At 67.6% G+C, this 24,011-nt stretch carries 20 protein-coding genes; 11 read left to right on the forward strand and 9 right to left on the reverse strand.

Going from position 1 to position 24,011, the window contains the following annotated elements; genetic code table 11:
* The first annotated feature begins 8 nt into the window (after nt 1-8).
* From PKKP23_RS12710 to PKKP23_RS12720, 3 genes are all read left to right on the forward strand, one after another.
* Nucleotides 9-251 (forward strand): hypothetical protein, encoded by a 243-nt coding sequence (locus PKKP23_RS12710; RefSeq protein WP_017775652.1) that lies wholly within the window; start codon nt 9-11, stop codon nt 249-251.
* A gap of 145 nt (nt 252-396) precedes the next feature.
* The gene (locus PKKP23_RS34100; protein WP_126877149.1) at nt 397-588 is read left to right on the forward strand and encodes a hypothetical protein; all 192 of its coding nucleotides are present in this window, start codon (nt 397-399) and stop codon (nt 586-588) included.
* 112 nt (nt 589-700) lie between these two features.
* Nucleotides 701-1,165 carry a CesT family type III secretion system chaperone gene (locus PKKP23_RS12720; RefSeq protein ID WP_017775650.1) on the forward strand — a complete coding sequence of 155 codons (465 nt, stop codon included), beginning with the start codon at nt 701-703 and terminating at the stop codon, nt 1,163-1,165.
* Between the two features lie 129 nt (nt 1,166-1,294).
* Here the strand turns inward: PKKP23_RS12720 and PKKP23_RS12725 are convergent, their stop codons facing one another.
* Nucleotides 1,295-1,894 (reverse strand): hypothetical protein, encoded by a 600-nt coding sequence (locus tag PKKP23_RS12725; RefSeq protein WP_126877150.1) that lies wholly within the window; start codon nt 1,892-1,894, stop codon nt 1,295-1,297.
* A 247-nt stretch (nt 1,895-2,141) separates the two neighbouring features.
* Here PKKP23_RS12725 and PKKP23_RS12730 point away from each other — a divergent pair, with 247 nt between their 5' ends.
* The 3 genes from PKKP23_RS12730 (at nt 2,142) to PKKP23_RS12740 (ending at nt 5,213) form a co-directional block, all read left to right on the forward strand.
* Nucleotides 2,142-2,759 carry a GNAT family N-acetyltransferase gene (locus PKKP23_RS12730; protein ID WP_126877151.1) on the forward strand — a complete coding sequence of 206 codons (618 nt, stop codon included), beginning with the start codon at nt 2,142-2,144 and terminating at the stop codon, nt 2,757-2,759.
* Nucleotides 2,760-3,032: 273 nt separating this feature from the next.
* Complete coding sequence (locus PKKP23_RS12735) at nt 3,033-3,341, forward strand: winged helix-turn-helix domain-containing protein (RefSeq protein ID WP_126877152.1); 309 nt, start codon at nt 3,033-3,035, stop codon at nt 3,339-3,341.
* 102 nt (nt 3,342-3,443) lie between these two features.
* The gene (locus PKKP23_RS12740) at nt 3,444-5,213 is read left to right on the forward strand and encodes an AAA family ATPase (RefSeq protein ID WP_161978105.1); all 1,770 of its coding nucleotides are present in this window, start codon (nt 3,444-3,446) and stop codon (nt 5,211-5,213) included.
* Between the two features lie 20 nt (nt 5,214-5,233).
* On the opposite strand, the gene PKKP23_RS12745 is transcribed toward PKKP23_RS12740, so the two are convergent.
* Nucleotides 5,234-5,896 (reverse strand): glutathione S-transferase, encoded by a 663-nt coding sequence (locus tag PKKP23_RS12745; protein WP_126877154.1) that lies wholly within the window; start codon nt 5,894-5,896, stop codon nt 5,234-5,236.
* A 325-nt stretch (nt 5,897-6,221) separates the two neighbouring features.
* Between PKKP23_RS12745 and PKKP23_RS12750 the strand changes: the two genes are divergently transcribed.
* A complete protein-coding gene (locus PKKP23_RS12750; RefSeq protein ID WP_126877155.1) occupies nt 6,222-7,574 on the forward strand; it encodes a polyhydroxyalkanoate depolymerase in 1,353 nt (450 codons plus the stop codon).
* 129 nt (nt 7,575-7,703) lie between these two features.
* On the opposite strand, the gene PKKP23_RS12755 is transcribed toward PKKP23_RS12750, so the two are convergent.
* Nucleotides 7,704-8,144, reverse strand: coding sequence for a cupin domain-containing protein (locus PKKP23_RS12755; RefSeq protein WP_126877156.1), 441 nt, complete (start codon nt 8,142-8,144; stop codon nt 7,704-7,706).
* A 276-nt stretch (nt 8,145-8,420) separates the two neighbouring features.
* Between PKKP23_RS12755 and PKKP23_RS12760 the strand changes: the two genes are divergently transcribed.
* Nucleotides 8,421-11,840: an autotransporter gene (locus PKKP23_RS12760; RefSeq protein ID WP_126877157.1), complete on the forward strand. Its 3,420-nt coding sequence runs from the start codon at nt 8,421-8,423 to the stop codon at nt 11,838-11,840.
* Nucleotides 11,841-11,984: 144 nt separating this feature from the next.
* Complete coding sequence (locus PKKP23_RS12765) at nt 11,985-12,368, forward strand: hypothetical protein (RefSeq protein ID WP_126877158.1); 384 nt, start codon at nt 11,985-11,987, stop codon at nt 12,366-12,368.
* Nucleotides 12,369-12,430: 62 nt separating this feature from the next.
* Here the strand turns inward: PKKP23_RS12765 and PKKP23_RS12770 are convergent, their stop codons facing one another.
* Both PKKP23_RS12770 and treA read right to left on the reverse strand, forming a co-directional pair.
* The gene (locus tag PKKP23_RS12770; RefSeq protein WP_126877159.1) at nt 12,431-13,375 is read right to left on the reverse strand and encodes a hypothetical protein; all 945 of its coding nucleotides are present in this window, start codon (nt 13,373-13,375) and stop codon (nt 12,431-12,433) included.
* A gap of 53 nt (nt 13,376-13,428) precedes the next feature.
* On the reverse strand, nt 13,429-15,171 hold the full coding sequence (treA, locus tag PKKP23_RS12775; protein WP_126877160.1) for an alpha,alpha-trehalase TreA: 1,743 nt from the start codon (nt 15,169-15,171) through the stop codon (nt 13,429-13,431).
* Nucleotides 15,172-15,706: 535 nt separating this feature from the next.
* Between treA and pdeR the strand changes: the two genes are divergently transcribed.
* Nucleotides 15,707-17,710, forward strand: a complete 2,004-nt coding sequence (pdeR, locus tag PKKP23_RS12780; RefSeq protein WP_126877161.1) for a cyclic di-GMP phosphodiesterase — start codon at nt 15,707-15,709, stop codon at nt 17,708-17,710.
* 101 nt (nt 17,711-17,811) lie between these two features.
* Here pdeR and PKKP23_RS12785 read toward each other — a convergent pair whose 3' ends face one another.
* The 4 genes from PKKP23_RS12785 to PKKP23_RS12800 form a co-directional block, all read right to left on the reverse strand.
* Nucleotides 17,812-19,062, reverse strand: a complete 1,251-nt coding sequence (locus PKKP23_RS12785; protein ID WP_126877162.1) for an NEL-type E3 ubiquitin ligase domain-containing protein — start codon at nt 19,060-19,062, stop codon at nt 17,812-17,814.
* Between the two features lie 290 nt (nt 19,063-19,352).
* Nucleotides 19,353-20,231 carry a crotonase/enoyl-CoA hydratase family protein gene (locus PKKP23_RS12790; RefSeq protein WP_017775636.1) on the reverse strand — a complete coding sequence of 293 codons (879 nt, stop codon included), beginning with the start codon at nt 20,229-20,231 and terminating at the stop codon, nt 19,353-19,355.
* 487 nt (nt 20,232-20,718) lie between these two features.
* Nucleotides 20,719-21,837, reverse strand: coding sequence for a malate/lactate/ureidoglycolate dehydrogenase (locus PKKP23_RS12795; protein WP_126877163.1), 1,119 nt, complete (start codon nt 21,835-21,837; stop codon nt 20,719-20,721).
* Between the two features lie 88 nt (nt 21,838-21,925).
* On the reverse strand, nt 21,926-23,383 hold the full coding sequence (locus tag PKKP23_RS12800) for a M20 family metallopeptidase (RefSeq protein ID WP_126877164.1): 1,458 nt from the start codon (nt 23,381-23,383) through the stop codon (nt 21,926-21,928).
* A gap of 190 nt (nt 23,384-23,573) precedes the next feature.
* On the opposite strand from PKKP23_RS12800, the gene PKKP23_RS12805 reads away from it, so the two are divergent.
* Complete coding sequence (locus PKKP23_RS12805; RefSeq protein WP_017775633.1) at nt 23,574-23,894, forward strand: superinfection immunity protein; 321 nt, start codon at nt 23,574-23,576, stop codon at nt 23,892-23,894.
* The last annotated feature ends 117 nt before the right edge of the window (nt 23,895-24,011 follow it).

Here is a 24,011-nt window from a genome sequence, read left to right on the forward strand (position 1 = left end):
GAGACGACATGTACGAACCCCTGCAAGCCTGCGCCGCCGACTTCAACGATCTGCAGAAGACGCTGGCCGACCCGAACGGCGGCCCGCGCATCGCGGCGATTCGCACGGCGCTGGATGCCACCGCGAAGAACATCAGCGAAACGGTGGGCGCCACGGCGACCGACCGCGACAACCTCGGCAAGCTCTATCGCGGCATGCTGGCGGCGAGCCGCATCGTCGCGCACCTGCAGGAAAAACGCGGCGCTGCGTAAGACACACGCGGCGCAGCTACCGGCACACCGCGGGCGCAACACGGCACGCGGCGCCGGGCACGAGGCTTTTCCGGCACAGCAGCACGGCTGCGCTGCTGCCGCCGTGCCGGAAGGCAATCTTGTCACTTCAACGAGGAGTAACGATATGGCTCAAATGCTCACCGGCGCCCTTGGCAGCGCCTCCACGATGGGCGAGATGCAAGGCATCACCGACCAGATGAACCAGATGACGCTCGCATCGGCGCAAATGCAGCTGCAACAGTCCATGGCGTCGTCGCTCGCGAACGTCACGAAGAGCGGCGCAAGCAACGTGAAGGACGCGTCGCGCGCAGGCTGACGGGCGGCTTAGCCACCCCAGCTTCGCAAACTGCATCACCGGCCGGTACGCGCCGCCGCTCGCGACGCACGCCGGCCGCTCTTCGTTTCCGCTTCGCCTCTTTCGGCTGCCTGTGAACCTGAATCCATCGGAGCGCTACGCGCAACTTGTCGAGGACCTGTGCCGCACCGTCGGACTCGCCGATGCGGCCCACGTGCTGCGCACGCGGTCCATCGAAGTGGAAGGATTCGACGTGCGCCTCGAACACTTCGAGAACGACCTCGAAGCGCTCTACGCGAATTTTCACTACGGCGCGGTCACGGCGGGGCGCACGCTCACGGTGTTCCGCCTGATGCTCGAAGCGAACCTGCTGATCTACGCGCAGGACCAGGCGCAACTCGGGCTCGACACCGACACGGGCGGCATCGTGCTCGTGCTGCGCGTGCCGATGACGCCGGACGTGGACGGCGCCGTACTCGCCGATCTGCTCGCGCACTATGCGGAGCACGGACGCTACTGGCGCCAGAACATCATCGAATCGACGGACGAGATGTTCGAGGGCGTGGTGGCGGGCGAATATATGTGGCTGAGGGCGTGACGGTTCTTAGGCGCGCCTTGGCGCCGGCGCTTATGTCGCCTGCTTACGTTGCCCGCTTATGCCGCCTCTCAGGCGATCTCCTGTGCGGCTTCTTCTGCATCATCGTACGAGCCTCTTGAGCAGCCCCTTCTACGCGGCCTTTGACGCCTCCACGACCATCTCCACACCCTTCTCGATGATCTTCGAGAGAGCCTGCGTGCAGTGCTCGCTCAGTTGCCGGCGCGCCTCCGCGAGCTTGTGCAGCGCCGCCATCTCGTGCAGTCCCGCAGGCTGCTCCGTCTTGCCCGCGGCCTGAGCGCCGTCGGCCGTGGGCGTGTCTTCGTGCGGCGGCGTCAGCACCTCTTCGAGCGGCGGCGGCGGTTCGTGGGTGCTCGAATGCGTGCTGTCGGTCACGGGCTTCGCCACGCTGCCCTTGGGCCGCAGCGCGAGCGCGGCGCGCTTCGCCTGTGCATCGTCGAGGCCGCGTTTGCGCAGCGAGGGCGCGGCGCCGATAGCCGTCACGCCCGACGCCCCCGCGGCGAAAGTAGCCTTCCGGTGCTTGCCGTGCGTCGCGCCCGTCGAGTCCAGTCCTGCCAGCTGCGCGCCAGGCACGGCCTGCGCGGAGGGAGGCAACACCGTGCCCGTGAGCGTGCCCGGCTGCTTCGAACTCGCCGGCTCGGGTTTCGCAGAGCCCGGCGTGATCGGGATGGAGCCTGGCAAGGACGTGGAGACGCCGTCGAGTTTCGTCATCGGATGGAACCTCGTTCGTTCTGGGCGGATCGGGCCGCGCTCGCGCACGACCCGGCACAGCAGACAGATAACGCAAGCCGCCCATTCGCACGCACAGGTTCACGAAGCACTCGACCGCAGGACGAACCGCGTGAACGCGCGGCAGCACGCCCCTTGCGCTTCGTCCCCCGCCGCCTGCGTTCGCACCACGGCGTGGCACGCGGCGCAGCGAGGGACATAATCGACTGCCCATCCGGTGGAGTTCACGATGCTGCAGTTCCGTCCGCCCGAACGGTTCGAGACCGACACGCTGCTGCTGCGCGCGCCCGAAAGCCGCGACGCGCAGGCGCTGTTCGAAGAAATGCTCGGCGACGAGGAAACCACGCGCTACATGCGCATGCCGCGCCATCGCACGCGCGAGGAGACGCTCGCCTACATCGAGGCCGTGCGCGCCGACTGGGAAAGCGGCAGCGCGTTCCGCTGGGTGATGGAGCACAAGGAAACCGGGCTGCTTGCCGGCGAGATCCAGATGCAGGCGACGCTGCCGCGCGTCGAAGTGGGCTTCATGATCAGCCGGCCAGGGCCGGCACGCCGGCGGCGCGCGTCGCTCGACGCGCTTCGCAAGCTGCTTCACTGGACCATTGCCCAGCCGAGCGTGTTGCGCATCTTCGCGTACTGCGCCGTGGACGGCAACGCGCACAGCGGGATGGAGCGGCTCGGCTTCACGCTCGAAGGCCGGCTCGTGAATCACGAGTGCCGGCCGAACCTCGGCCTCGCCGCCGGCGACAGCTACCTCTACGCGATGACGCGCCCCGTCGCTGCGCCGCCGCAAGCCGATGCGGCCACGGACTGGCTCGCGCGAAGCATTGACTGGGAGCTGGCCTGAGCGATACCTCGCGCGGGCAGCGGACAAAACGGCGCGTACGAGATGGCGCAGTGCAGCGATGCGCGCCATGCGCGGCGCATCGCTGCAACGCGCCTCGCCGTGGGGGCGTTCTTGCCCATCCGCCTGCAACGCAATAAGCTTGCGGCATTTTGATCGAACCCGGACGTCTCAAGACGGCGGCCGGCGCATAAAGGCGCAACCCGGCGCGTTACCCCACACGCGCTGCGCGAGCCCCGGCACGACCCGGGCCGCCCTTCACGATGGAGAGCCACGATGTCGTTACCACGACCTACGGGGCCGGTCTTTGCATTCAACCGTTACCGGCTGTCGCCGCACCCTCCCCGCCTCACCGCCGACGGCATGCCCGTCGAGATCGGCGCCCGCGCGCTCGAACTGCTGTGCGCGCTCGTGGAAGCCGAGGGCCGGCCGGTATCGCTTGCGCGGCTCGGCGAGCGCGGCTGGCCCTCGGATTCCGCACGCGCAGGCGTGGACAACAACACCGTGCAGGCCCAGGTGTCCGCGCTGCGCCGTGCACTGGGTGCCGACCGCGATCTCGTCGTAACCGTGCCCGGCTTCGGCTAACGGCTCGCCGCGCCGGTCCGAACGATCGAAACCGATGCGGCGCAAGACGATGCGGTAGCGCATGGCGCGCAGCAGCCGCTGCGCGCCGGCGAAGAAACCGCTTTGGCGGAACCCGCGCATGCGCTGCGCGTGCCCACGCGTCTCACGCCGTTCGTGGGCCGCCACGCGGAACTCTCCGAATTGCTCGGCCTCGTGCCCGCTACGCGCATCGTCACGCTGGCGGGTGCGCCCGGTATCGGCAAAACGCGGCTCGCGCGCGAGGTGGCGCGCCGGCTCGGGGCGCACTTCCCCGACGGCGTGCTCTCCGTCACGTTGCCGCGCGACGCGCAGGGCGAAGGCCTGGCCGAAACCGTGGCGCTCGCAATAGGCATTGCGCCCGAACCCGGCATTGCGCCCGAACCCGGCATTGCGCCCGAGCCCGGCATTGCCGCATTCGAACGGCTCGTCGCGGCGCTCGCCACGCGGCGCCTCCTGCTGATCGTGGATTGCAGCGAGCAGTTGAGCGAGCCGGCCGGCTGGCTCGTGGATACGCTCGTGGCCGCGACGTCGGTGCACGTCATTGCGACGAGCCTTGCCCCGCTCTTTCTCGCCGGCGAGCAGGTCGTGCCGCTCGGCCCGCTGCGCACGCCGGAACGCCTCGACGTGGGGCCCGTCGATGCGCCCGAGTTCGACGCGCTGCGCCTGCTGTTCGCGCGAATCGCCACGCTGCCCGGCACGCCCTTCGCAGCGCACCCCGCCGACACGCGCCGCAGCCGCAGCGCAATGAGCGCCCTCGCGCTCTTCGACGCGGGACGCCTCGCCGCCGACACGCTCGCGGCCGCCGCGCTGATCGCGAGGCGCCTCGACGGCGTGCCGCTCGCGCTGGAACTCGCGGCCGCGGCCATCGCGCGGCGCGCGCGCACGCGCTTCACGCTCGACGCCGCGCTGATCGCGTTCGCCCGCGCGTTGGACGACCTCATGGTGCACCGTGCGGGCGCGCTCTACGTGCCGGTATCGCGCGCCGCGCCGCTTGCCGCCGTGCTCGATCTCGCGGTAGCGGAACTGGAGGACGTGCCGCGCCAGTGCCTCATGCGCCTCGCCGTTTTTCCCGGGGAGTTCTCGCGCTGCTCGGCCGTGCGCCTGCTGGCCGAATGCGCGGCGCCGAACCGCGTGGTCCTGGGCACCCCCCTGGGCAACGCCATCGACAACCCCGTCGCCACACGCGCCGACTTCGACGTGGACACGCATGTGGCCGATCTGATCGAAGCGGGCTTCGTCGAGCAGATCGACGACGAAACCGGCCCGACCTTGCGCCTGCCCGCGCCCGTGCGCGCCTTCGCGCTCGACGCGCTCTGGCAAGGCGGCGAATTCTCGCGCGCCGCCGCGGCCCATGCGCAGTCGCTGGTGCCGCGGCTCGCGGCACGGCGCGATCGCGTGGCCGACACGCGCCACGCCGTACTGGACCGCAACGACGTTGCGGACTTGCGCAGCGCGTTCGACTGGGCCATTCACGCGGACCGCTTCGATCTCGTGCTCGCGCTCGTGGAAGGCTCCGAGCCGCTCTGGCGTGCGCTCGGCCTCACGCACGAATACGTGCGCACCATTCGCGCGGCCGTGGCGCGCGCCGAAGACGCTTCGCCGCGCCGCGTGCGCGACGAGATGCGCCTGTACGCGGCCCTCGCGCGAACGCTGCCGCTCGTGCAGGCGCCGCTCGACGAAGTCGCGGCCGCCTGGCAACAGGCCTACGACCTCGCCAATGCCTGCGCCGACAACACCGGACGCCAGCACGCGCTGATCGGGCTGATCGTGTGCTCGGCGAAGGCGGGCGAGATCGAGCGCGCGGCGGACTTGCAGGCGCGGTATGACGAGATTTCGCAGGGCAAGGAGCGATAGAACAAAGCGCCGGTCTTGCGTTAAAACTCCATATCGAGTTCGTCGATGTCTTCGGTCTCCGCTTTCGCGATCCCGATCCACCCGACCACGAACGGTTGCGCGAGCACGCGCATGCAGTACTCCGCAATGTCCTTGTCGAGCTTCACGTCGTAGGTCAGAAAGCGGGTGACGACGGGTGCGTACATCGCGTCGGCCATGCCGATCTCCTCGCCGAAGAGCCACGGGCCGCCGTAGCCGGCCAGGCACTCACGCCAGATCGCGAGCACGCGTTCGATATCGTCCTGCGCACGCGACCAGATACGAAAGCCCGGGAAATAGCCGCGCAGATTCATCGGTAGCGCCGAGCGTAGTGCGCTGAAACCCGAATGCATCTCGCCGCAGATGGAGCGGCAGTGCGCGCGTGCCTTGCGTTCGCGTGGCAGCAGGCCTGCGTCGGGACGAATCTCGTTGAGGTACTCACCAATGGCGAGCGTGTCCCATACCTTGATGCCGTCGTGTTCGAGGCACGGCACGAGAATGGATGGCGAAAGCAGCAGCAGTTCGGCCCGCGCGGCGGCGTCGATGGGCACCGTCACTGTCTCGAATTCGAGCCCCGAAAGCTTCGCGAGCAGCCAGCCCCGCAGCGACCACGACGAGTAGTTGTAGCTGCTGACCGTCAATGTCGTCTTCGCGGTTTTGGCCATAGGGGTCTCCGTTTCGTTCGGTGCGTGCATGCACCGGGAGCTGTCCGGCAAGGTGCCGGCCGCACTCGAACGGCACCACACGCACCAGGATGCTGCGCAAAACGAACCGCCTGCGCGGCGAGCACGAATGCCTGCGATGGTGCAAGCACCATGCCAATCGGCATCGAAGAAACGCGGCCTCGGGGCGGGCCTGCGCAGCGCGTGCCGATTCCCCACACGCACCGCCCACTACCGCCCCCACTGCCGCCCCCACTACTGCCCCCCTGCCGCCCACTGGCACACGTATTGCCTTTGCACCACGGGCCTGCCCCACCGCGCACACGCCATGAATCTGCTTGCCTACCCGTCGTACCAAGCCATCGCCGACCTCACGCGGCCGCTGCGCGCCTGGGCGTCGTTCGCACGCGCCGCCTGCGACACATGGCCGATGCTCGCGGCCACGCCGTACGGGCGCACCTTCACCGCGCTGTGCGAACTGATCGAGGTGGCGGGTCTCACGCATCGCCGCCCGCGCTTCGGCATCGATACCGTCGAGGTGGGCGGCGAACGCGTTGCCGTCGTGGAAGAGGTGGCGAAGCGCACGCCGTTCGGCTCGCTGCTGCACTTTCGCAAGGAAACGGCCGCACCGCAGCCGCGCGTGCTGATCGTCGCGCCCATGTCGGGCCACTTCGCCACGCTCTTGCGCGGCACGGTGCGCACCATGCTCGCGGACCACGACGTCTACATCACGGACTGGCACAACCCGCGCGACATCCCGCTTTCCGCGGGGCGTTTCGGCTTCGACGAATACGTCGAACATCTCGTCTCGTTCATTCATCGCATCGGCCCGGACTCGCACCTCGTGGCCATCTGCCAGCCCACCGTCGCCGCGCTCGCCGCAGTCTCGCTGATGGCGGCTACCGACGATCCCGCGCAACCGGCCAGCATGACGCTGATGGCCGGGCCTATCGACTGCCGGGTCAATCCCACGCGCGTGAACGACCTTGCCAACAGCAAGCCGATCGAATGGTTCGAGAAGCATCTCATCGGCGTAGTGCCGCCGGGCTTCGCGGGCGCGCAGCGACGCGTGTATCCGGGCTTCGTGCAGCTCACCGCGTTCATGTCGATGAACATGGAGCGGCACGCCACCTCGTTTTCCGACCTGTATTTCGAGCGCGCGAAAGGCGATGCCGCGAAGGCCGACCAGATTCGCGCGTTCTACGACGAATACTTCGCGACCACGGACCTTACGGCCGAGTTCTATCTGGAGACGGTCGCCACGGTGTTCCAGCAATACGCGTTGCCGCGCGGCGAACTGAAGGTGGGCGGGCGGCTCGTGGAACCGGCTGCGATTCGCCGCACAGCGCTGCTCACGGTGGAAGGCGAGAAGGACGATATCTGTTCCGTGGGCCAGACGGTGGCCGCGCAGGAACTCTGCTCGCAATTGCGTCCGTATATGAAGACGCATCACGTTCAGACCGGTGTGGGGCACTACGGCGTGTTCAACGGACGCAAGTGGGAAACGCAGATCTATCCGCTGGTGCGTGCCACGATCCACGACAACGAGCCGCGCGCGAGTCGCCTCGCCTCGAGTGCAGACGGCACCGCCGGGCAATTCGTGAGCCTGCATGCGCTCATCGAGGCGCAGGCACTCACGAAGGCCGCGCTCGCGAAAGCGGCGGCCTCGTCGTCCACCTGAGCGTAGTCCATCTGAGCGTCGCCCACCCGAGTTCGAGCCTGGGTTCGAGCGCACCGCCGCCTGCGCATAACGAGGCAAGCGTGACGCGCTAACCGTCGCGCGCCGGCACGCACCGCTGACCGCGTTGTCCTACGACGTCGCGGCGGCGCTCGCCCACGGCGTGGGCGCGGGTACCTCGCACGGCCCTTCCACGTCGATCGATTTGAAGTCTGCGGGACTCACGATCTCGAGGTACTCCATGTCTTCGGAGTAGTCGAACAGGTAGTGCACGATGCCGGGTGCCTGATGCACGCAGTCGCCCGCCGCCACGAGCGTTTCCTTGTCGCCGTACATGAAGCGCGCCCAGCCCTTCAGCATGATGACGATGTGGAAGTCCGCTTCGTGACGATGCCAGCCCGTGCCCTGCTCCGGCGCGTGGTTGGCCTTCACGAGTTGCGCGATCACCTTGCCGCCGGTCGCCTGCGCAATGCCGAGATCGCGATAGAGGAAGAAATCGCGCAGGCCCTCGCCTTCGAACGGCGTCTCCTGCGGCCTGACGTGCGAAAACCGGGTGGTGAGCTGAGAGGTCATGGCACGGCTCCCGTGAGTAGGAGCGCGCGAATCAAGCATTTCCCGTTCCATTGCGCATTCGAAGCGAAGGTCGTGCACGGTGCCCGCGAAACCCGCGCCGCCACGGGCGCATTCCCAAAGCGTGAACACGCATGCGCCGCGCGCTTCCGCGCATGCCCTCCCGTTACAGTGCACTTCGCCCCGCGAGCGCCCTTTTCGCACCATGCTGCGGCGTGTCACATTCGGCGACCATAGTGCAAGCCGGTTTCGTTTGCTGCGCTGCGACGCACCGCTTCCATGCCCGAACACAGCCGGATCAATCTGCCGCCCGCGCCGGGCTTCGTCGAAACGGCGCCGGGGTCCTCACCCACCTCGCCCACATCGCCCTCCGCCGCAGGTGCAACGCCGGCAACGGGCAATGCCCCGGCTCAACCGCCCAGCACCGCGCCTTCGCATCAACTCGAAGGCCCGCAGCCCGCCGTGCCGCATGGTGTGCTGGACCGGCTCAAGTCCACGATGGCGCGCAAGATGGATACGTTGCGCGCGCGCCGCTTCGACGTCGGCACGGCGATCTATCAGCAAAGCACGCACGGCAAGACCTCGGGGCCCGAGAACTATGTGCAGGGCACGAAGCGCTACGCGACGACCCAGCCGCCGCGGCACGCCCGTGTGGGCGGCTCGATGCTCGCGAGTACCGACGGTCTCGTGACGGGCGCCATCGGCCGCACGGTGTCGAAGCCCGCTGCTTCTAACGCGCAGACTTCAGGCGCTCCTGCCCAACTGCGCGTGCCCGCGCCGCCTCCGCTCGACGCCTGCACCACGCGCGAGCGCCTGCTCGATTACGTGCACGGTCAGTTCGCGTGTCCGCCCGACCGGCTGCTCGACGTCCCCGGCCTCGCAAGCCGGCTCTACGCCCTCACGCCGCAGCCCGATCCGCCCACGCCCGCGAGCGCCGCCGAAGCCGCCACGCGCGGCGCACTGATGGCCCAGGCGCTGCGCCAGGCAGGCGTCACGGACATCGACGGTGCACATCTCGCGCTCGAACGCGTGGGCATGCTCGACTTCAACGCACCGCACACGGCGCGCTCGACGAGCGCCGCGGACCGGCAAGCCTGGCTCGTCGCACGCACGCTCGCGCGCTCGGGCGAAGGCTTCGCCGCGCTCGACGCATTGCGCAGCGCCGTGGGCCAACCCTTCGCCGGCGACCCGCAGCGCACAGCCACGCGCGTGCTGCTGCAAGCCACGGACGCGCTCGACCCGCACCCGCCCGGCACGGGTTATCCGCGCCACAGCGATCCGTCGCCGGCCGCCGTTGCCGAAAGCGTTGGACTCGCCGAAGGCACGGGTCCGCTCGATGCCTCCGTGCCCGGCCCCGACGCGCTCGCGAAGCGCGCCTTCGATGCCGCGGCCACGCATCTCGAACACGGCCGCGATGCACTCACGCCGGACCAGAAAGGCGCGTTCTTCGCGTGGCGCCAGGGCTTCACCGCGGATGGCCGCGGCAGCGATCTCTCGCAGGCCCGCGAGCGTTTGAACAAGTTCTCCGCGAAGACGATCAACCGCGTCGGCGAAAACCGCTGGAAGACGCTGCTGCCGCGCATGTTCGCCGCGAAGCGCGCGTCGCCGCTCTCCGCGCTCACCTTCGGCACGCAAGGTCTGCCGCGCAAGACCGTGGAGCAGGAGCGCGCCGCGCTCGCCAGGGGCATGGGCGCCGCGCGCACGGCGCTCGCACAGCACGACGCAATGCAGCCGGCCACCGCGTTCACGCACGCGCGGCCCGCGCAATCGCTCGTGGAACTCGCGGCGCTCGACGTGTGGCTCGAACGCGGCGGCTTTGCGCGCGGCCGCATGGACGATGACGCGCTCGGCGCCGTGGCCCAACGCGCCGCGCAAATGTGCGACGGCCTGACCGAAGCGGACGTGCCCTCCGCCGAAACGCTCGCGAGCGTGAAAGCAGACGTGGCGCGCTGGCAGTCGATGCCGCCGGACCAGCTCGCGAAAACGAAGCCGTTCAGCAGGATCGCGAAGCAACGCTTCGACATCGAGCGGCTCGCCGTGTGGGGCAAGGTGGCCCACGTAGGCGCCGAATCGGACTTCTGGAACGAGGTGGATACGCTGCGCACGCTCGCCGATCCCGCCCAGGACAAGCGCCCCGCGAACACCGTGGACGACGTGCACGACACGCTCAAAGACGTGGTGGCGAACCTGCAGTCGGGCGCGAAACTGCGGCTCACGGACGGCGGGCGCCAGGGCGTGAGCACGCGCGGCCTCAATGCAACCGTGCACGCGTTCACGCACGGCCACGGCATTCCGGTCTCGCCGCGCATCGACGTGCGCGCCTCGCGTACGCGCGAGGCCGTGGTGGAGGTGAGCCGCGCGACGCACGGCGTGGAGATGTTCGTCGGCACCGCGCACAGCCGGCAGCAGCATTACGGCGCGGGCGTGCTGGTGGGCTACGACTTCGACGTGGGCGTGACGTCGCTGCGCGCGGGCGTGGTGGCAAGCGCCATCCTCCATTCGCAAGACCTGCAGGAGCCGCGCGGCGTGTCGCTGCGCGTGGCGCGCCGCGTGAAGCCCGACGGCTCGGGCTACGACGACGACGCGATGCGCGCCAAGCTCGGCACGATCGTGGACCACGTGTTCCACGAAGCCACGCTCGAACACAACGACGGCTCGAACGGCGTGTGGAACCGCCTCGCGCAACAGTATTTCGACGACCCCGACGTCTCCGTGAGCTGGACCGACGGCCAGCAGAAAACCACGCGCCGCGGCGTGACGGTGGATGCCACGGCCATGTTCAAGGCCGCAAGCCTTGGCGCCGATACCGAGACCGACCCCGTCACGGGCAAGCACGCGAAGCAGCTTTCGGTGAGCGTGGGGCCGACCCTGGGCGCAGGTTGGGAACACTCGAAGCAGTCCGTCGATTCGGTGGAACGCACGGGACGCATGCAGGTGGAACAGCACCGCGTGGGACTCGGCTCGCGCTGGCAGCTGCGTGGCGGCTTCAAGCCGAGCTTTTCGCATCCGCTCGATCCGAACAGCCATTCGAGCATCGGTATGTTCTCGCTCGACGCGCCCATGGGCACGATGACGCTCGGCGACAAGAACCGCTCCGCGAAGCTGCAACTCGTGCGCGAAGACGGCAAGCTGAACCACCGCGCGTGCATGCTCGACGTCGAATACCTCGACGCGAAGCACTACACCGAAGCGCTCGACGCAGGGCGACCCGAATTGATCGACCTGTTCGCCGCGCAAGAGGTGGCGCAGCGCAACAAGGCGGGCACCGCGTCGTCCAGCGGCCCGCTCGACGACCCTCGCGTGGCGGCCGGCAAGCGCATCGACCAGCATCTCGCCGACGTGCGCAAGAACCAGCGCCCCAACCTCACGTACATGCACCGCTTTCGCCTGCGCGAGGGCGCGGCCTTGCGCATCGATGCGAACACGGCGGCGCTCGCGCAGTCGGGCGGCGACGCGCGGCTGCGCGCGCAGGTAGAAGCACGCAACGCCGAGATTCTGGGCGACCCCGATTCGTGGATGCCGATCGAACTCAAGGTGAAAGAACGCAGCACGGACACGCGCAGCGTGGGACTCAACGTGCTCGCGCAGTTGCATACCCGCACGAGTGCGACGGGCGACCGCGAGATCGTGACCGAGAACGTTTCGTTCGACGTGCTCGAAGCATTGGACCGGCGGCAGCCACCGCAGCTGGGCGCGTAGCGAGGGCGAGCGCCTTGCCGGCGTGAACGGGTTCCGGGTGAGCGAACGCGGCGCGCACGAAGCGAAGCGCGCGGTTTGCATGAGGGGTGCGGCCTACTTATCATCGACGGTCCAGACGGCTCTTTCGATCATCACCCCGGCCCGATGAAATCACGCCTCAGCCCGTTGCCGAACCCCGCTCGCTTCGCGCTGCGCATCGCCTGCGCTGCGGCGCTCGCCGTCACGTGCGCGGGCGCCGCGCATGCGGACGATTACACCGACGGCATCTGCAAAGGCCAGGCCCGTTCCGCCCAGGCGATCGCGCAGGCGCGCGACTCGGGCATATCGAAAGACGACGAACTGCAACGCATCCGCCTCGCAGCACAGCAGATGCCCTACGACTCGCGCATGCTCGCGTTGACGGAGTTGCCTCAACTCGTCGAGGCGCTATACGGCAAGTATGCAAACGTGCCCGCGACGCAGATGTACCCCAGGTATCTCGACTGGTGTCGCCAGCAGATCGCGAAGCAGCACGCGCCGGCCAAATAGACGGACGCGGGTGGATGTGCAGGTTCATTCATTGCGCACACACCGGCCCGCAACCTCGGCAGTCACACCACGGTGCCCTGCACGACTCTCGGCATGGGCCGCTGCATCGGTTGCTGCCACATGCCGTTCAGGTCGGGGCCATACGGCCCCTGCGCGGGAAACCCGTGCGCGTTGTACATGCAGCCGTAGCCAGGCTGCGCGAAGCGCTGACGCCGCGACACGGCGTAGCCAATGGCGCCCGCCAGCAGCGACGACACGCCGGCCGTGACGAGCGGCGCGAGTCCGAAGCCCAGCATCCCCATGCCAAACGACGAGCCCATCCCGAGCCCGCCCGCGCCGAGCGCTCCAACACCGCCGGCCGCCAGCGCAAACATCGCGTCCGACATCAGGCGGGTGCCGGTCATCGTCGCAAAAGAGGCGCCGTATGAGGTTCCATACGAGGATCCATACGAGGAACCGTAGGGCGAGCCGTAGCGCACGGACCACGGCGCAGGCCGCACGAACGACGCGTACGGCGTGCCGTAGCCGCCCTGCGGCGGCCAGCCCGTCGATATGCGCGTACGCAGCGGACGCGCGAAGCTGAAGAAGCGTGTCTTCAGCGCGCTCGCCTGCTCGCGGGCTTTGCCGATGCCCGCCTCGCCCGCGCGCTTCGTGGCACGAAAGAGCGTGCGCAGCTTTTCGTCCGCGCGCCGGATGCCGTCGGCTGCGCGATTTCCGCCGATGCCACCCATACCACCGACACCACCGACACGGGAAGCGCCGTCCGGGTGAGGCGCGGCGCCCGTCAGCCCGGTGTTGGGCACGGCACCGGCGCGCGGCCCGCTGTTGGGCGCCGCTCCACCGCGCGGCGAGTCGCCCGTCAACGCACCCAGTACCGCGTGCCGCGCCGCCCCCGTAGACGGCGGTGGCGCGGTGCGCGGTGTTGCCGGCTGCGCCTGCGCGGTTTCGTCCGTGCCGCCCGTCGTGATCGGGCCGCGCGGTACGCTGCCCATGCGATCGATCGTCATGAGGCCTTTTCCTCCTTTCCGCCTACGCTTTTCGAAGTCACGAAGTCACGCTGTCATTGCCCCGGCGCGTACAGGTCGAGCAGTTTCAACGTCACGCCGTTGGTCCAGCCAAAGCCGTCCTGCAGCGGATACTCGCCGCCGCCTCCACCGCCCGTGCCCGCGCCTTCCACCACATACTTCTCCACGAGCTTCTGCTGGGACGCGTACACGCCCTTCACATCGGAGAGAAACCGCAGACCGATCTGCTGCGCGGTATCCGATGCGCCATAGCGCTTCATGCCCTGAATCGCGATCCATTGCAACGGCGCCCAGCCATTCGGCGCGTCCCATTGCTGGCCGGTGTTCCAGGTCGTCGTCACGAGTCCGCCCGGTTGCACGAGCACGTTGCGTGCGGCCTGAATGGTCTTCTGCGCGCGGTCCGGCCACGCAGCGCCTGCGAAAAGCGGATACAGCATCGCCGCCGTCTGGTTGTCGCGCGGCTTGCCAAGCTGCCAATCGTAATCGCCGTAGTAACCTTTCGGATTCCAGAGGTAATGGTTGATACCGATGGCCCGCTTCGCTGCGCGTCCCACAAACTCGCCCACGCAGCGGAAATCGAGCGACTCGCCGCAGCCACGCGCAATCGTGAGTTCGAGATGGAACATCAGGCTGTTCAGGTCCACGGGCACGATCGAGGTGGTGCGGACCGTGGCGAGCGTCTGGTTGTCGCCGAACCAGCGCGAGCTGAAGTCCCAGCCGCTCTCGGCCGTGGCGCGCAGATTGCGGTAGACGTCGCTCGCGGGGCGGCCCGTTGCCTGCTGCGCGGTCTGCACGTCTTCCAGATACGACTCGTCGCGCGGCGTATCCAGTTCGTCCCAGTAACGGTTGAGCACGGTGTGGTCGGGCATCACCACCACGTTGCGCGTGGCTGTGCCGGGCACCGTGCCGGTCTCGCCCTGCATCCAGTACGCGTACTCCTTGCGCAGTTGCGGCAGGTACTTCTGGTAGACCTTGCCGCCCTCCTGGTTCGCCGCGAGTTCCACCATGTACGAAAAGAACGGCGGCTGCGAGCGGTCCAGGTAGTAGGTGCGATTGCCGTTCGGAATGTGGCCGAAGGTGTCGATCATGTAGGCGAAGTTGTCGAGCATGTTGTCGACCAGATCCTCATGGCCCGACTCCTGGAGCCCCAGCATCGTGAAATAGGTGTCCCAGTAGTAGCCCTCGCGAAAGCGGCCGCCCGGCACCACGTACGGCTTCGGCATCGGAATCAGCGAGCTGTACGGCGGCGCGCTGGTGGTGGTGCGCGTGAGCGCCGGCCACAGCCAGTCGATGTGTTCGCGCAGCGTCTGGTTCGCAGGCGGCGTAATCACGGGCTCGCTGGGCGGCGTGAAGTACTGGTTCACGAAAGCCGCGAGCGAAAAGCCCGGCTGGTTCTTCTGCTGCTCGTAGGCCTGCACGATGGCGGCCGGCGCGGCGTTCGGCGTGGCATCGACGAAAGTCTTCTGGTCGGGGTAGATCTGCGCCGTCTGCACCGCGACGAAGAGGTCGCCATAGAGCTGATCCGGCGGCGGGGGCAGCGGCTGGCCCACCTGGGTGTCGGCAAAGGCGACGCCTGCTGCCGTCGCAAACGCAAGCAGGCCGGCGGCCGCCAGGGCGCGAGGCACGGCGTGCATCGAAATGCATTGCATAACGAACGATCGTGCCATCGCTCCACGTGCGGCGGCGCTTCTGTGCGCAGGCGCGCGCGCGGCATCGCGGCTTTCTGCTTCAGTCGTGGCGATGCCCGACGGGGAACGGACGTGCGACGGTGTGCTCATGTCTCCTCCTTGCTGGGTAGACAACCGGACCGGTCTCCGTCGCGCGCTCTTTCGGTTGTTCCGTGGGCGTTATTTGTTTGCGATATTGGGCGTTATGCGAATAGCGCGCTTTTTCGCCTCGCGAGCATCGCACGGGGGCGCCGCGGGCCGCAATCGCCCGCGGCGCGATGGTCCGAAACGATGTGCAGCCATGCGAAGCAAGTCGTATTGGCGGAGTGAGGGAGCGAAAAGAAGCAAGAGGCAGCCGCAAAAATCGCTCCTGTGACTTGCGTCATCCCCGTGCCGCAGACTTCGCGTGTCGCGAAGATCGCGGTTCGCGTATTGCTTATGGCAAGAAAACCGCATGAAATAAGGGCCCAGCGCCCTTCAGGCATGCGAAATGGATGCCGATACCACGGCGGGGCCATAACAAGCGCGCGCTTCGCTACAATCGAAGCAGTCGACGCAAGCTCGGCGTTATCCGCGCACCCGCACCGCAACTCGCACTTCAACGCTGTTTCGACGCAGGTCATCTGGATTTCCGCGACGGGGACTTATGAACGACGACCAATCCGACTCATTGCTGTACGCCCGCTTCGGCACGACGAGCCCTTGCTGGCGGCTCTCGGGCGACAGCAACGCGCTGGAGCTCACGCCCGAAACCGGGCCTGGGCCCGCCGACGTCGCCATTGCGCTCTCGGGGCATCAGGCGGCGCAGATCCGCCAGCTCACCGGCGTCACCTCTCACCTCACACTCGAGCTGCGGCTCTTCGGCGAGCCCGTGCGGATGCATCTGGTAGGCCGCAAGCTGGGCCCGAACGCGTGGGCCGGCACCGCGTCGGAATGGGCGGATACCGAGTCCGTGGCGCGCGACCTCGTGCACGGGCTCTCGTTTGCGGAGCAAGTGGTCTCCGAGGTGAATTCGGTAGTCGTGATCGTCGACCGCGCGGGGCGCATCCAGCGCTTCAACCGCCTTGCCGAAGAACTCACCGGCATGAAGGAAGAGGACGTGGTGGGCCGCAACGTGTGGGCGCTCTTCATGTCCGAGGAAGCGGGCGCGGCGTCGAGCCAGAACATCTCGGGCTTTTTCAATCGCGGCGTCTCGTATGAAGTGGAACGGTGGGTGAAGACCGTTCATGGCGACCGACTCTTCCTCTTTCGCAACAAGTTCGTGCAAAGCGGCAGCGGCGTGAACGAGCAATACCTGATCTGCTCGGGCACGGACATTACCGAAGAGCGTCGTGCGCAGACGCGGCTCACCGAACTCGCCAACACCGATTCGCTCACGGGCCTGCCGAACCGCAACGCGATTCACGACAAGATTCGCGCGGCGATTGCCGACCGGTCCGCGGACGAGGCCGTCGGCATTCTGTTTCTCGACCTCGACAACTTCAAGCGGGTCAACGACCACTACGGCCACCTGTTCGGCGACAGGCTGTTGAAAGACGTGTCCGACGCGATACGCGCCTGCCTCGATCCGGGCGATACCCTCGCCCGGCTGGGCGGCGACGAATTCATCGTGCTGGCCGCGCCCACGACCCGGGCCGCGCTCGAGGCCACGGCGCAGCGCATCCTGGAGCGTCTGCGGGTGCCGTTCAGCCTGGGGCTCGTCGAGGTCTACACCGGCTGTTCGATCGGCATTGCCCTGTGCCCCGATCACGCGGGCACGCTGGAAACGATGGTGCGCTGCGCCGACACGGCCATGTACGTGGCAAAAGATGAAGGCAAACGCACCTGGCGCGTGTTTTCGCCCGAGATGAACCGCAAGGTTGCCGAGTACATGTGGCTCGATACCAACCTGCGACGCGGACTCGACGAAGGGCAGCTCACGCTCTGCTATCAGCCGAAGATCACCCTCGCGAGCGGCACCGTGCAGAGCGTGGAAGCGCTCGTGCGCTGGAATTCACCCGAGCGCGGCCAGATCATGCCGGGCGAGTTCATCCGTTATGCCGAGGAGTCCGGTCTGATCGGCGCGCTGGGTCAGTGGGTCATGCGCACGGCCGCGGACCAGGCCGCGATCTGGAAGGAGCGCGGCCTGAACCTTCGCGTGGCCATCAACGTGTCGCCGCGGCAGCTTGCCGATACCGACGTGGTGCGGCACTTCCGCGAGGCGCTCGAACAGGCGAAGCTCGACCCCTGCCTCATCGACATCGAGTTGACGGAAAGCTGCCTGATCGAAGATGAAGCGGCTGCACTGGAACGCATCCAGCAGTTCCGGCAGTTGGGTGCACAAGTGCACCTCGATGACTTCGGTACCGGCTACTCGTCGCTTTCGCAGCTCGGCCGCATTCCGCTCGACGTCATCAAGCTCGACCGCAGTTTCGTGCATGCGATTCATGAGAAGCCGAAATCGCAGGCACTGGTTCGGTCCATGGTGGCCGTCGCACAGGAACTGAACCTCAAGGTCGTGGCCGAGGGCATCGAGACCGTGGCGGAAGAGCTGTTCATGCAGGACCTGGGTGTCGACTACGTGCAGGGCTATCTCTACGCGCACGCCATGCCGGCCGCGGATTTCGAGGCGTGGCTGCGGGAAAGGCAGCGGCCGAGGTTGATCGCCTGAGGCGGCACGGGACGACTCTCGGCGACAGCGTCTGGAACAGCGAAACGCCGGGCACGGACGTGCCCGGCGTGCGTGTCCGCGCCGAAGGTGCTGTTACTTCATCACTTCGGCAAAGCTCCGTTGAGCGAACTGAGCAGGCTCGTCGCGGGGCTGAGCGGACTCACGGTGCCCCCGCCCGCATGAGACGCCGTGTTCGTCACGGAGGCCACGAGCCCCGTGACCGGTGCAAGCAGACTCGCCGTGGACGGACCCGCCGACGCCCCGAGCGCATTGGCGCCGGACGCCACCGCAGCACCTGTCGCGTTCGCGCCCACGCCGATGGCGTTGCCCGTCGCGGCAATCGCGCCGCCGAGTGCGCTTCCCCCTGCTCCGAAGCCCGCGCCGAGCGCACCCGCCCCGGCAACGGCTGCGTTGGCGCTCGAACCCGCCACCGTGTTGAGCGCCGTGGCGAGCGGCGCGATGGACGCGCCGCCGCTGCCCGGCGCGGGCACGGCGTTCGTCAGCGCGCCGAGGGCGGTCGTGAGAGGCGCGAGCGGATTGCCGCCGCTCGCCGGGTTCGGCAGCGAACTGAGAATGCTCGTGATCGGCGCGATCGGGCTGCCGCCGTTGGTGACGCCGCCGAGGGCGTTGGTGAGGGGGGCGAGCGGATTGCCGCCGCTTGTGGGGTTCGGCAACGAGCCCAGCACGTTCGTGATCGGCGCCAGCGGGTTACCGCCGCTCGTGGGATTCGGCAGTGAGCCGAGGACGTTCGTGATGGGCGCCAGCGGGTTGCCACCGCTTGCTGGATTCGGCAACGAGCCCAGCACGTTCGTGATCGGCGCGAGCGGGTTACCGCCGCTCGTGGGATTCGGCAGTGAGCCGAGGACATTCGTGATCGGCGCCAGCGGATTGCCGCCACTCGCTGGGTTCGGCAACGAACCCAACACGCTCGTAATCGGCGCGAGCGGGTTACCGCCGCTCGTGGGATTCGGCAGTGAGCCGAGGACATTCGTAATCGGCGCCAGCGGATTGCCGCCACTCGCTGGATTCGGCAACGAGCCCAACGCCCCCGTCACAGGCGCAAGCGGATCGCTTCCGCCGGGCAGCGCGCCGCCCGGCAGACCGATGCTCGCGCCGCCCATCGGCAGCGTGAGGCTCGCGTTCACGGTGCCGCCGCCCGAGCCGATGCTCGCGCCGCCCGCGCCGCCGACCGTCACGTTATTGCCATCACTGGCGGCACCACCGTTGCCGCTGATTGCCCCTACCGGCAAGCCTGCTGTCGTTGTCTCCGCTATCGCCACACTGCTTTGTGCCATTGCAAAAGCCGCCATTGCGCCCAGCGCGGCAGCCGCAAGCGTGAAGCTCTTTTTCATGTCGCCGACCTTTCGAGTGAGTACTGCGGTTGAGAAGGCGGCCTCTCTCAGCAGAATGCGTGCCATATCAATCGGTGGGCACGTCGGCGGGGCAACGGGCTTGCGGGATCAAGGCGTGAGGCCGCCAGTCGCAGCCATGGCGCGCAGTCAGCGGTCACCACGCGCGCGTCATGTGGCGCAGAACATCGCGGCTGTTACGGGCGGCGTCACGTAACGCCGCCCGCAAAGCCGCTCGTCCAAGGCAAACGCGAAACGAACACGAAATAAACACGAAACAGGAAGAACGCCGCTCAGACCGCTTGCGCCATCTGCATCCGCGTCGCGGACGTGCGCCGGTTCTGCAGCGTGACGAGCCGTTCCATGAACGCGAGGTCCTTTTCCTCGATCGAAAACGCGGCGTCCACCCAGTCTTCGGTGATCTCCATCAGCTCCGCGCGCGAAAGCTGCAGCACGCGCTGGCGCGCGCGGATCATCGCGCGAATGCCGTTCAGCTTGGGCCGCAGCGTATCGATGAAGGTGCGCGTCGCCGTGTAGGCCTCGCCCGGTTCGAACAGCTGATCCACGAGGCCGCGCGACGCATACCATTCGGCCGTGTGCGATTCGCCGCCGCCGATCAGCTCTTCGGCGAGCCGCATGCCGGCGCGCCGCGCCACGAGTGAATAGCCGCCCATGCCCGGGAACAGGTTGAAGGCGATCTCGGGAAAGCCGAGTCGCGCGTCGTTCTGCGCGAGCAAGAAATGATGCGCGAGCGCGGCTTCGAAGCCGCCGCCCAGCGCCGTGCCTTCCACCATCGCGATCGATACCGCGCCCGTGTCGAACCCGCGCGAGGCCGCGTGCACGCAGTCCACGCAGGCGCGCGCGTAGGCCATCATCTCCTCGCGTCTGCCCGCGCGAATGGCCTCGGAGAAAAAGTCGAGATCGCCGCCCACGTTGAACATGGACGGCACGAGCGAGCCCGTGACCCAGAAATCGATGGGGAGTCCGGACTGCCGGGCGGCGCGGGCGAGCGCCAGGATGTCGTGAACGAGTTCGAGGTTGAAGCACGGACGAGGCTGCGAACGCAGCATCATCCACATGACGTTGCGCCCTTCTTCGTAGTAGGCACAGAGCTGGGAAAGATGGCCGGCATCGACGAACGGGCGGCAAGCGTGGTGATTTTGGAGGCTCATTTTGATCGGTCCTGTTTAGGTGATTTCATGGGGGTAAAGCAATACGAGCCTAAAACAGGCGTCCATTCGAAGAGGATGGTTACGTCACATAATCGAGTAGAAACCCTGATCGGTCATGAGCGCTGGCGCACAAAAGCCAGGGCGGCCGCTGTTGTACGGCGCGCCTTTCCTGGTGCCGGGAGGCGGGCGATCGGCCGCCTTGCACGGAGGTTCATCTCACGCGCAAAAAGCGATGCGATCGTATGAAACGCAATAGAGAGATATTGGTAAGCGGGCGAAAGGGCTTTAATTATTTTTTGCGCGCCTTTTTCGCCGTAAAGCTCATTGAAAGAGAACGGGATTTATGCTTGCCGCATATTGAATTTCGCTGCGCCCGCGAATTGCGCGTGGCCTGCTTGCACGAAGAGCAAGGAACGTGATGCGGCAGCGCAGGAAGCCGGCGCCCTCACCTTGCCCCACGTCGGCAGGCCGTTGCGCCGCCGCGTATTCAATCCACGCCGGCCGCCCAGCGGCGTGCCTCGTCGGCGGGCATGCCGGCCGCTATCGCGGCGTCGTGGATCTGCTCCCACGTCGCGGGATCCACGGGCACGCCGTGCGCTTCGCGTTGCGCGCGCATCTCGCGCTCCGGCTCGCCCGGCGCGTAGATGCGCTCCACGCCCTCGGCGCGCGGCGACGCCTTGACCCACTCGATGAACGCCTCGGCTTCGGCTTCGGCATTGCCGGCGTCGAACGCGTTCGGGTCCACGATCACCGACAGCATGCAGTTCACGATCGCGCTCGTTTTTTCCAGCGTGTCGGCATGCGTGGTGTAGCCGCCCGAAAGCGCCCCGCCGAAAATCTCGCACATCGCCGCGAGCCCGTAGCCCTTGTGGCCGCTGGCTTCTCCCCCCGTCGGCATGAGCGCGCCGAACGGCGCCTCGTGCATCACCTTCGGTTCGACGGTGGGCCGCCCCGCGTGATCGATCAGCGCACCGCCCGACACGCGCTTGCCCTGGTTGTAGGCCACGCGCGTCTTGCCGTAGGCAATTGCGCTCGTCGCGAAATCGAGCACGAGCGGCGGCTTGCCCGTGCGCGGAAAGGCGGCGCAAAACGGATTCGTGCCGATGCGCCGGTCGATGCCGCCGAACGGCGCGACGAGCGGGTCGCCCGCCACATTGGCGAAGTGGAACGAGACGAGCCCGGCCTGGGCGCACTGCTCCGCCCAATGCCCGATACGCCCGATGTGATGCGCGTTGCGCAGCCCCACCGCACAGACGCCCAGCTTCGCGGCGCGCTCGATGCCGCGCTCCATGGCCTCGGCGGCCACCACCTGGCCGAAGCCGCGGCCGCCGTCGATGGTCAGCACCGCGCCCACATCGCGCACCACCTGGGCGTGCAGGTTCAGCTTCAGTTCGCCCTCGCGCAGCGACGCCACATAGCGCGGAATCATGCCCACGCCGTGCGAATCATGGCCCGCCAGATTGGCGGCCACGAGATGGTCGGCCACCAGCCGCGCTTCCTGCGCGGCACTCCCGGCATGCTCCCAGATGGCGCGCACATAGGCGTGCAGCCGGTCGGGCAGGATGCGTGGCGAGGCAGCGGCAGTCGTGCGGGTGGCGTCGTTCATGGACGGAGTCGCTCCTGGGTGGCAAATGCAGTGGAAAGATGAGAAGCCGGCGCGGCGCCCCTCGCGGGCACGACGCGCCGGAAAGACGTCACGGCGCGGCCGCGATCACTTCGGCCACGGTAGCCGTGAGCTTCTTCGCGTACGGCACATGCAGGAATTCGTTCGGGCCATGTGCATTCGATTTCGGTCCCAGCACGCCGCACACCATGAACTGCGAGTTCGGGAAGCCCGCCTTCAGCACGTTCATGAGTGGAATCGTGCCGCCCTGGCCGATGTAGGCGCAATCTGCACCATAGTGCTCGCGCGAGGCGTCGTTGAGTGCAGACGACAGCCACGGCGCGAGGTCCGGCGCGCTCCAGCCGGTGGCCGCGCCCGCGTCGGGCTTGAACGTGACCTTCGCGTTGTAGGGCGGATCGAGTTCGAGCAGCGACTTCAGCTGCGCCACGGCCGTAGCCGCATCCACGAGTGGCGGCAGGCGCAGCGAAAGCTTGAACGCCGTGCGCGGACGCAGCACGTTGCCCGCGTCGGCAAGCGACGGCAAGCCCGCCGCGCCGGTCACCGAAAGCGACGGACGCCACGTCGAGTTCAGCAGCGCCTGCTGCGGATCGGTGGTGGTGGGCAGCACCGGCCGGCCGTCCTGTCCGCACGCCCAGGGCACGCTCTTCCAGACGCTGTCGCCGAGAATCTTCGCGGTGGCCTCGGCCTCGTGCAGCCGCTGCGGCGGAATCGGGCAGTGAAAGCCTTCGGGCAGCAGGTTGCCCGTGGCCGCGTCTTCGAGCCGTTCGAAGAGCTGCCGCATGACGCGGAAGCTCGACGGCGCGATGCCACCATAGCCGCCCGAGTGAATGCCTTCGTCGAGCACCTGCACTTCGAGGTCGCCCGCGACGAGCCCGCGCAGCGACGTGGTGAGCCACAGCTGGTCGTAGTTGCCCGCGCCCGAATCGAGGCACACCACGAGGCCGACGTTGCCGAGCCGCTCGCGCAGCGCGTCCACATAAGGCAGCAGGTCGTAGCTGCCCGACTCCTCGCAGGTCTCGATCAAGCCCACGCAGCGCGGCCGTTCGATACCCTGGGCGTCGAGCGCGGCCAGCGCTGTGATGCTCGCGTAGATGGCGTAGCCGTCGTCGGCGCCGCCGCGGCCGTAGAGCTTGCCGTCTTCGAGCTTGGGCGTCCACGGCCCCAGGTCGTTGCGCCAGCCCGAAAACTCCGGCTGCTTGTCGAGGTGGCCGTAGAGCACGATGGTGTCGGTGCTGCCCGAGCGCGTGGCGGGCGTTTCGAAGAAGATCACCGGCGTGCGGCCCGGCAGACGCACGATTTCGAGCGTGAGGCCGCGCACCGGCTGCTTTTCGGCCCATTGCGCGGCGTCGGCCACCACGCGCTCGATGTAGCCGTGGCGCGCCCAGTCGGGATCGAACGCGGGGCTCTTCGCGGGCACCGCGATGTAGTCGGTCAGCGCCGGCACGATCTCGTCGTTCCACTTACGCTCGACGAATTCGCGCAGCGTGTCGTGATTCACCTGATGGGCTTCTTTCGTGTCGGAGATCATGATGGGCTGACCCTGCAAATGAAAACGCCCATGATAGACCGATCCGTCTGGCGACGTGGTTCGCGCCGCGCACGCGCGGAACCGCGCGCGTAGGCGAGGCGGGCCTGACGGCACGGGGCACCGACATCCCGTTCACGCGAAAATCGGCACATTCAGGGTGCACTGCCCTGCACCATTCAAAGGGAGGGCTATGGGAAACAATCTGCTCGTTCAGGCGGTCGAGGTGTTCGCCGCGCTGACCCTCTACTTCCTGCCGTCGATTCTTGCGGACCGGCGCAAGCGCCGCGACGTGCTCACGATCGCCCTCTTCAACGCTGTGATGGGCTGGACCGTATTCGGCTGGTTGCTCGCGCTCTACTGGTCGCTGCAGCCGAACCCGCCGGAAAATGTCGCTGTGGACGTAACGGAGAAACGGCGTCTGCTCAGCATGGGGCGGTTTTCGCGTGCACTCGCCGAGCGGGTCAGTACACGTGTGAGGCGCACCGCTGCACGCGACCGGGCGCAGAAATAGCGAACGGCCAGTGCATGTCGAGCGCGCTTCTCGGGTGCGCTTCTCGGGTGCACTTCGCGGGTGCATGAAATAATCAGCACCCGAATGCATCTCACGTCCGCCCGCGATGAAGTGCGG

The sequence above is a fragment of the Paraburkholderia kururiensis JCM 10599 = LMG 19447 genome, from assembly GCF_003986935.1.
Taxonomy (GTDB): Bacteria; Pseudomonadota; Gammaproteobacteria; order Burkholderiales; family Burkholderiaceae; genus Paraburkholderia; species Paraburkholderia kururiensis.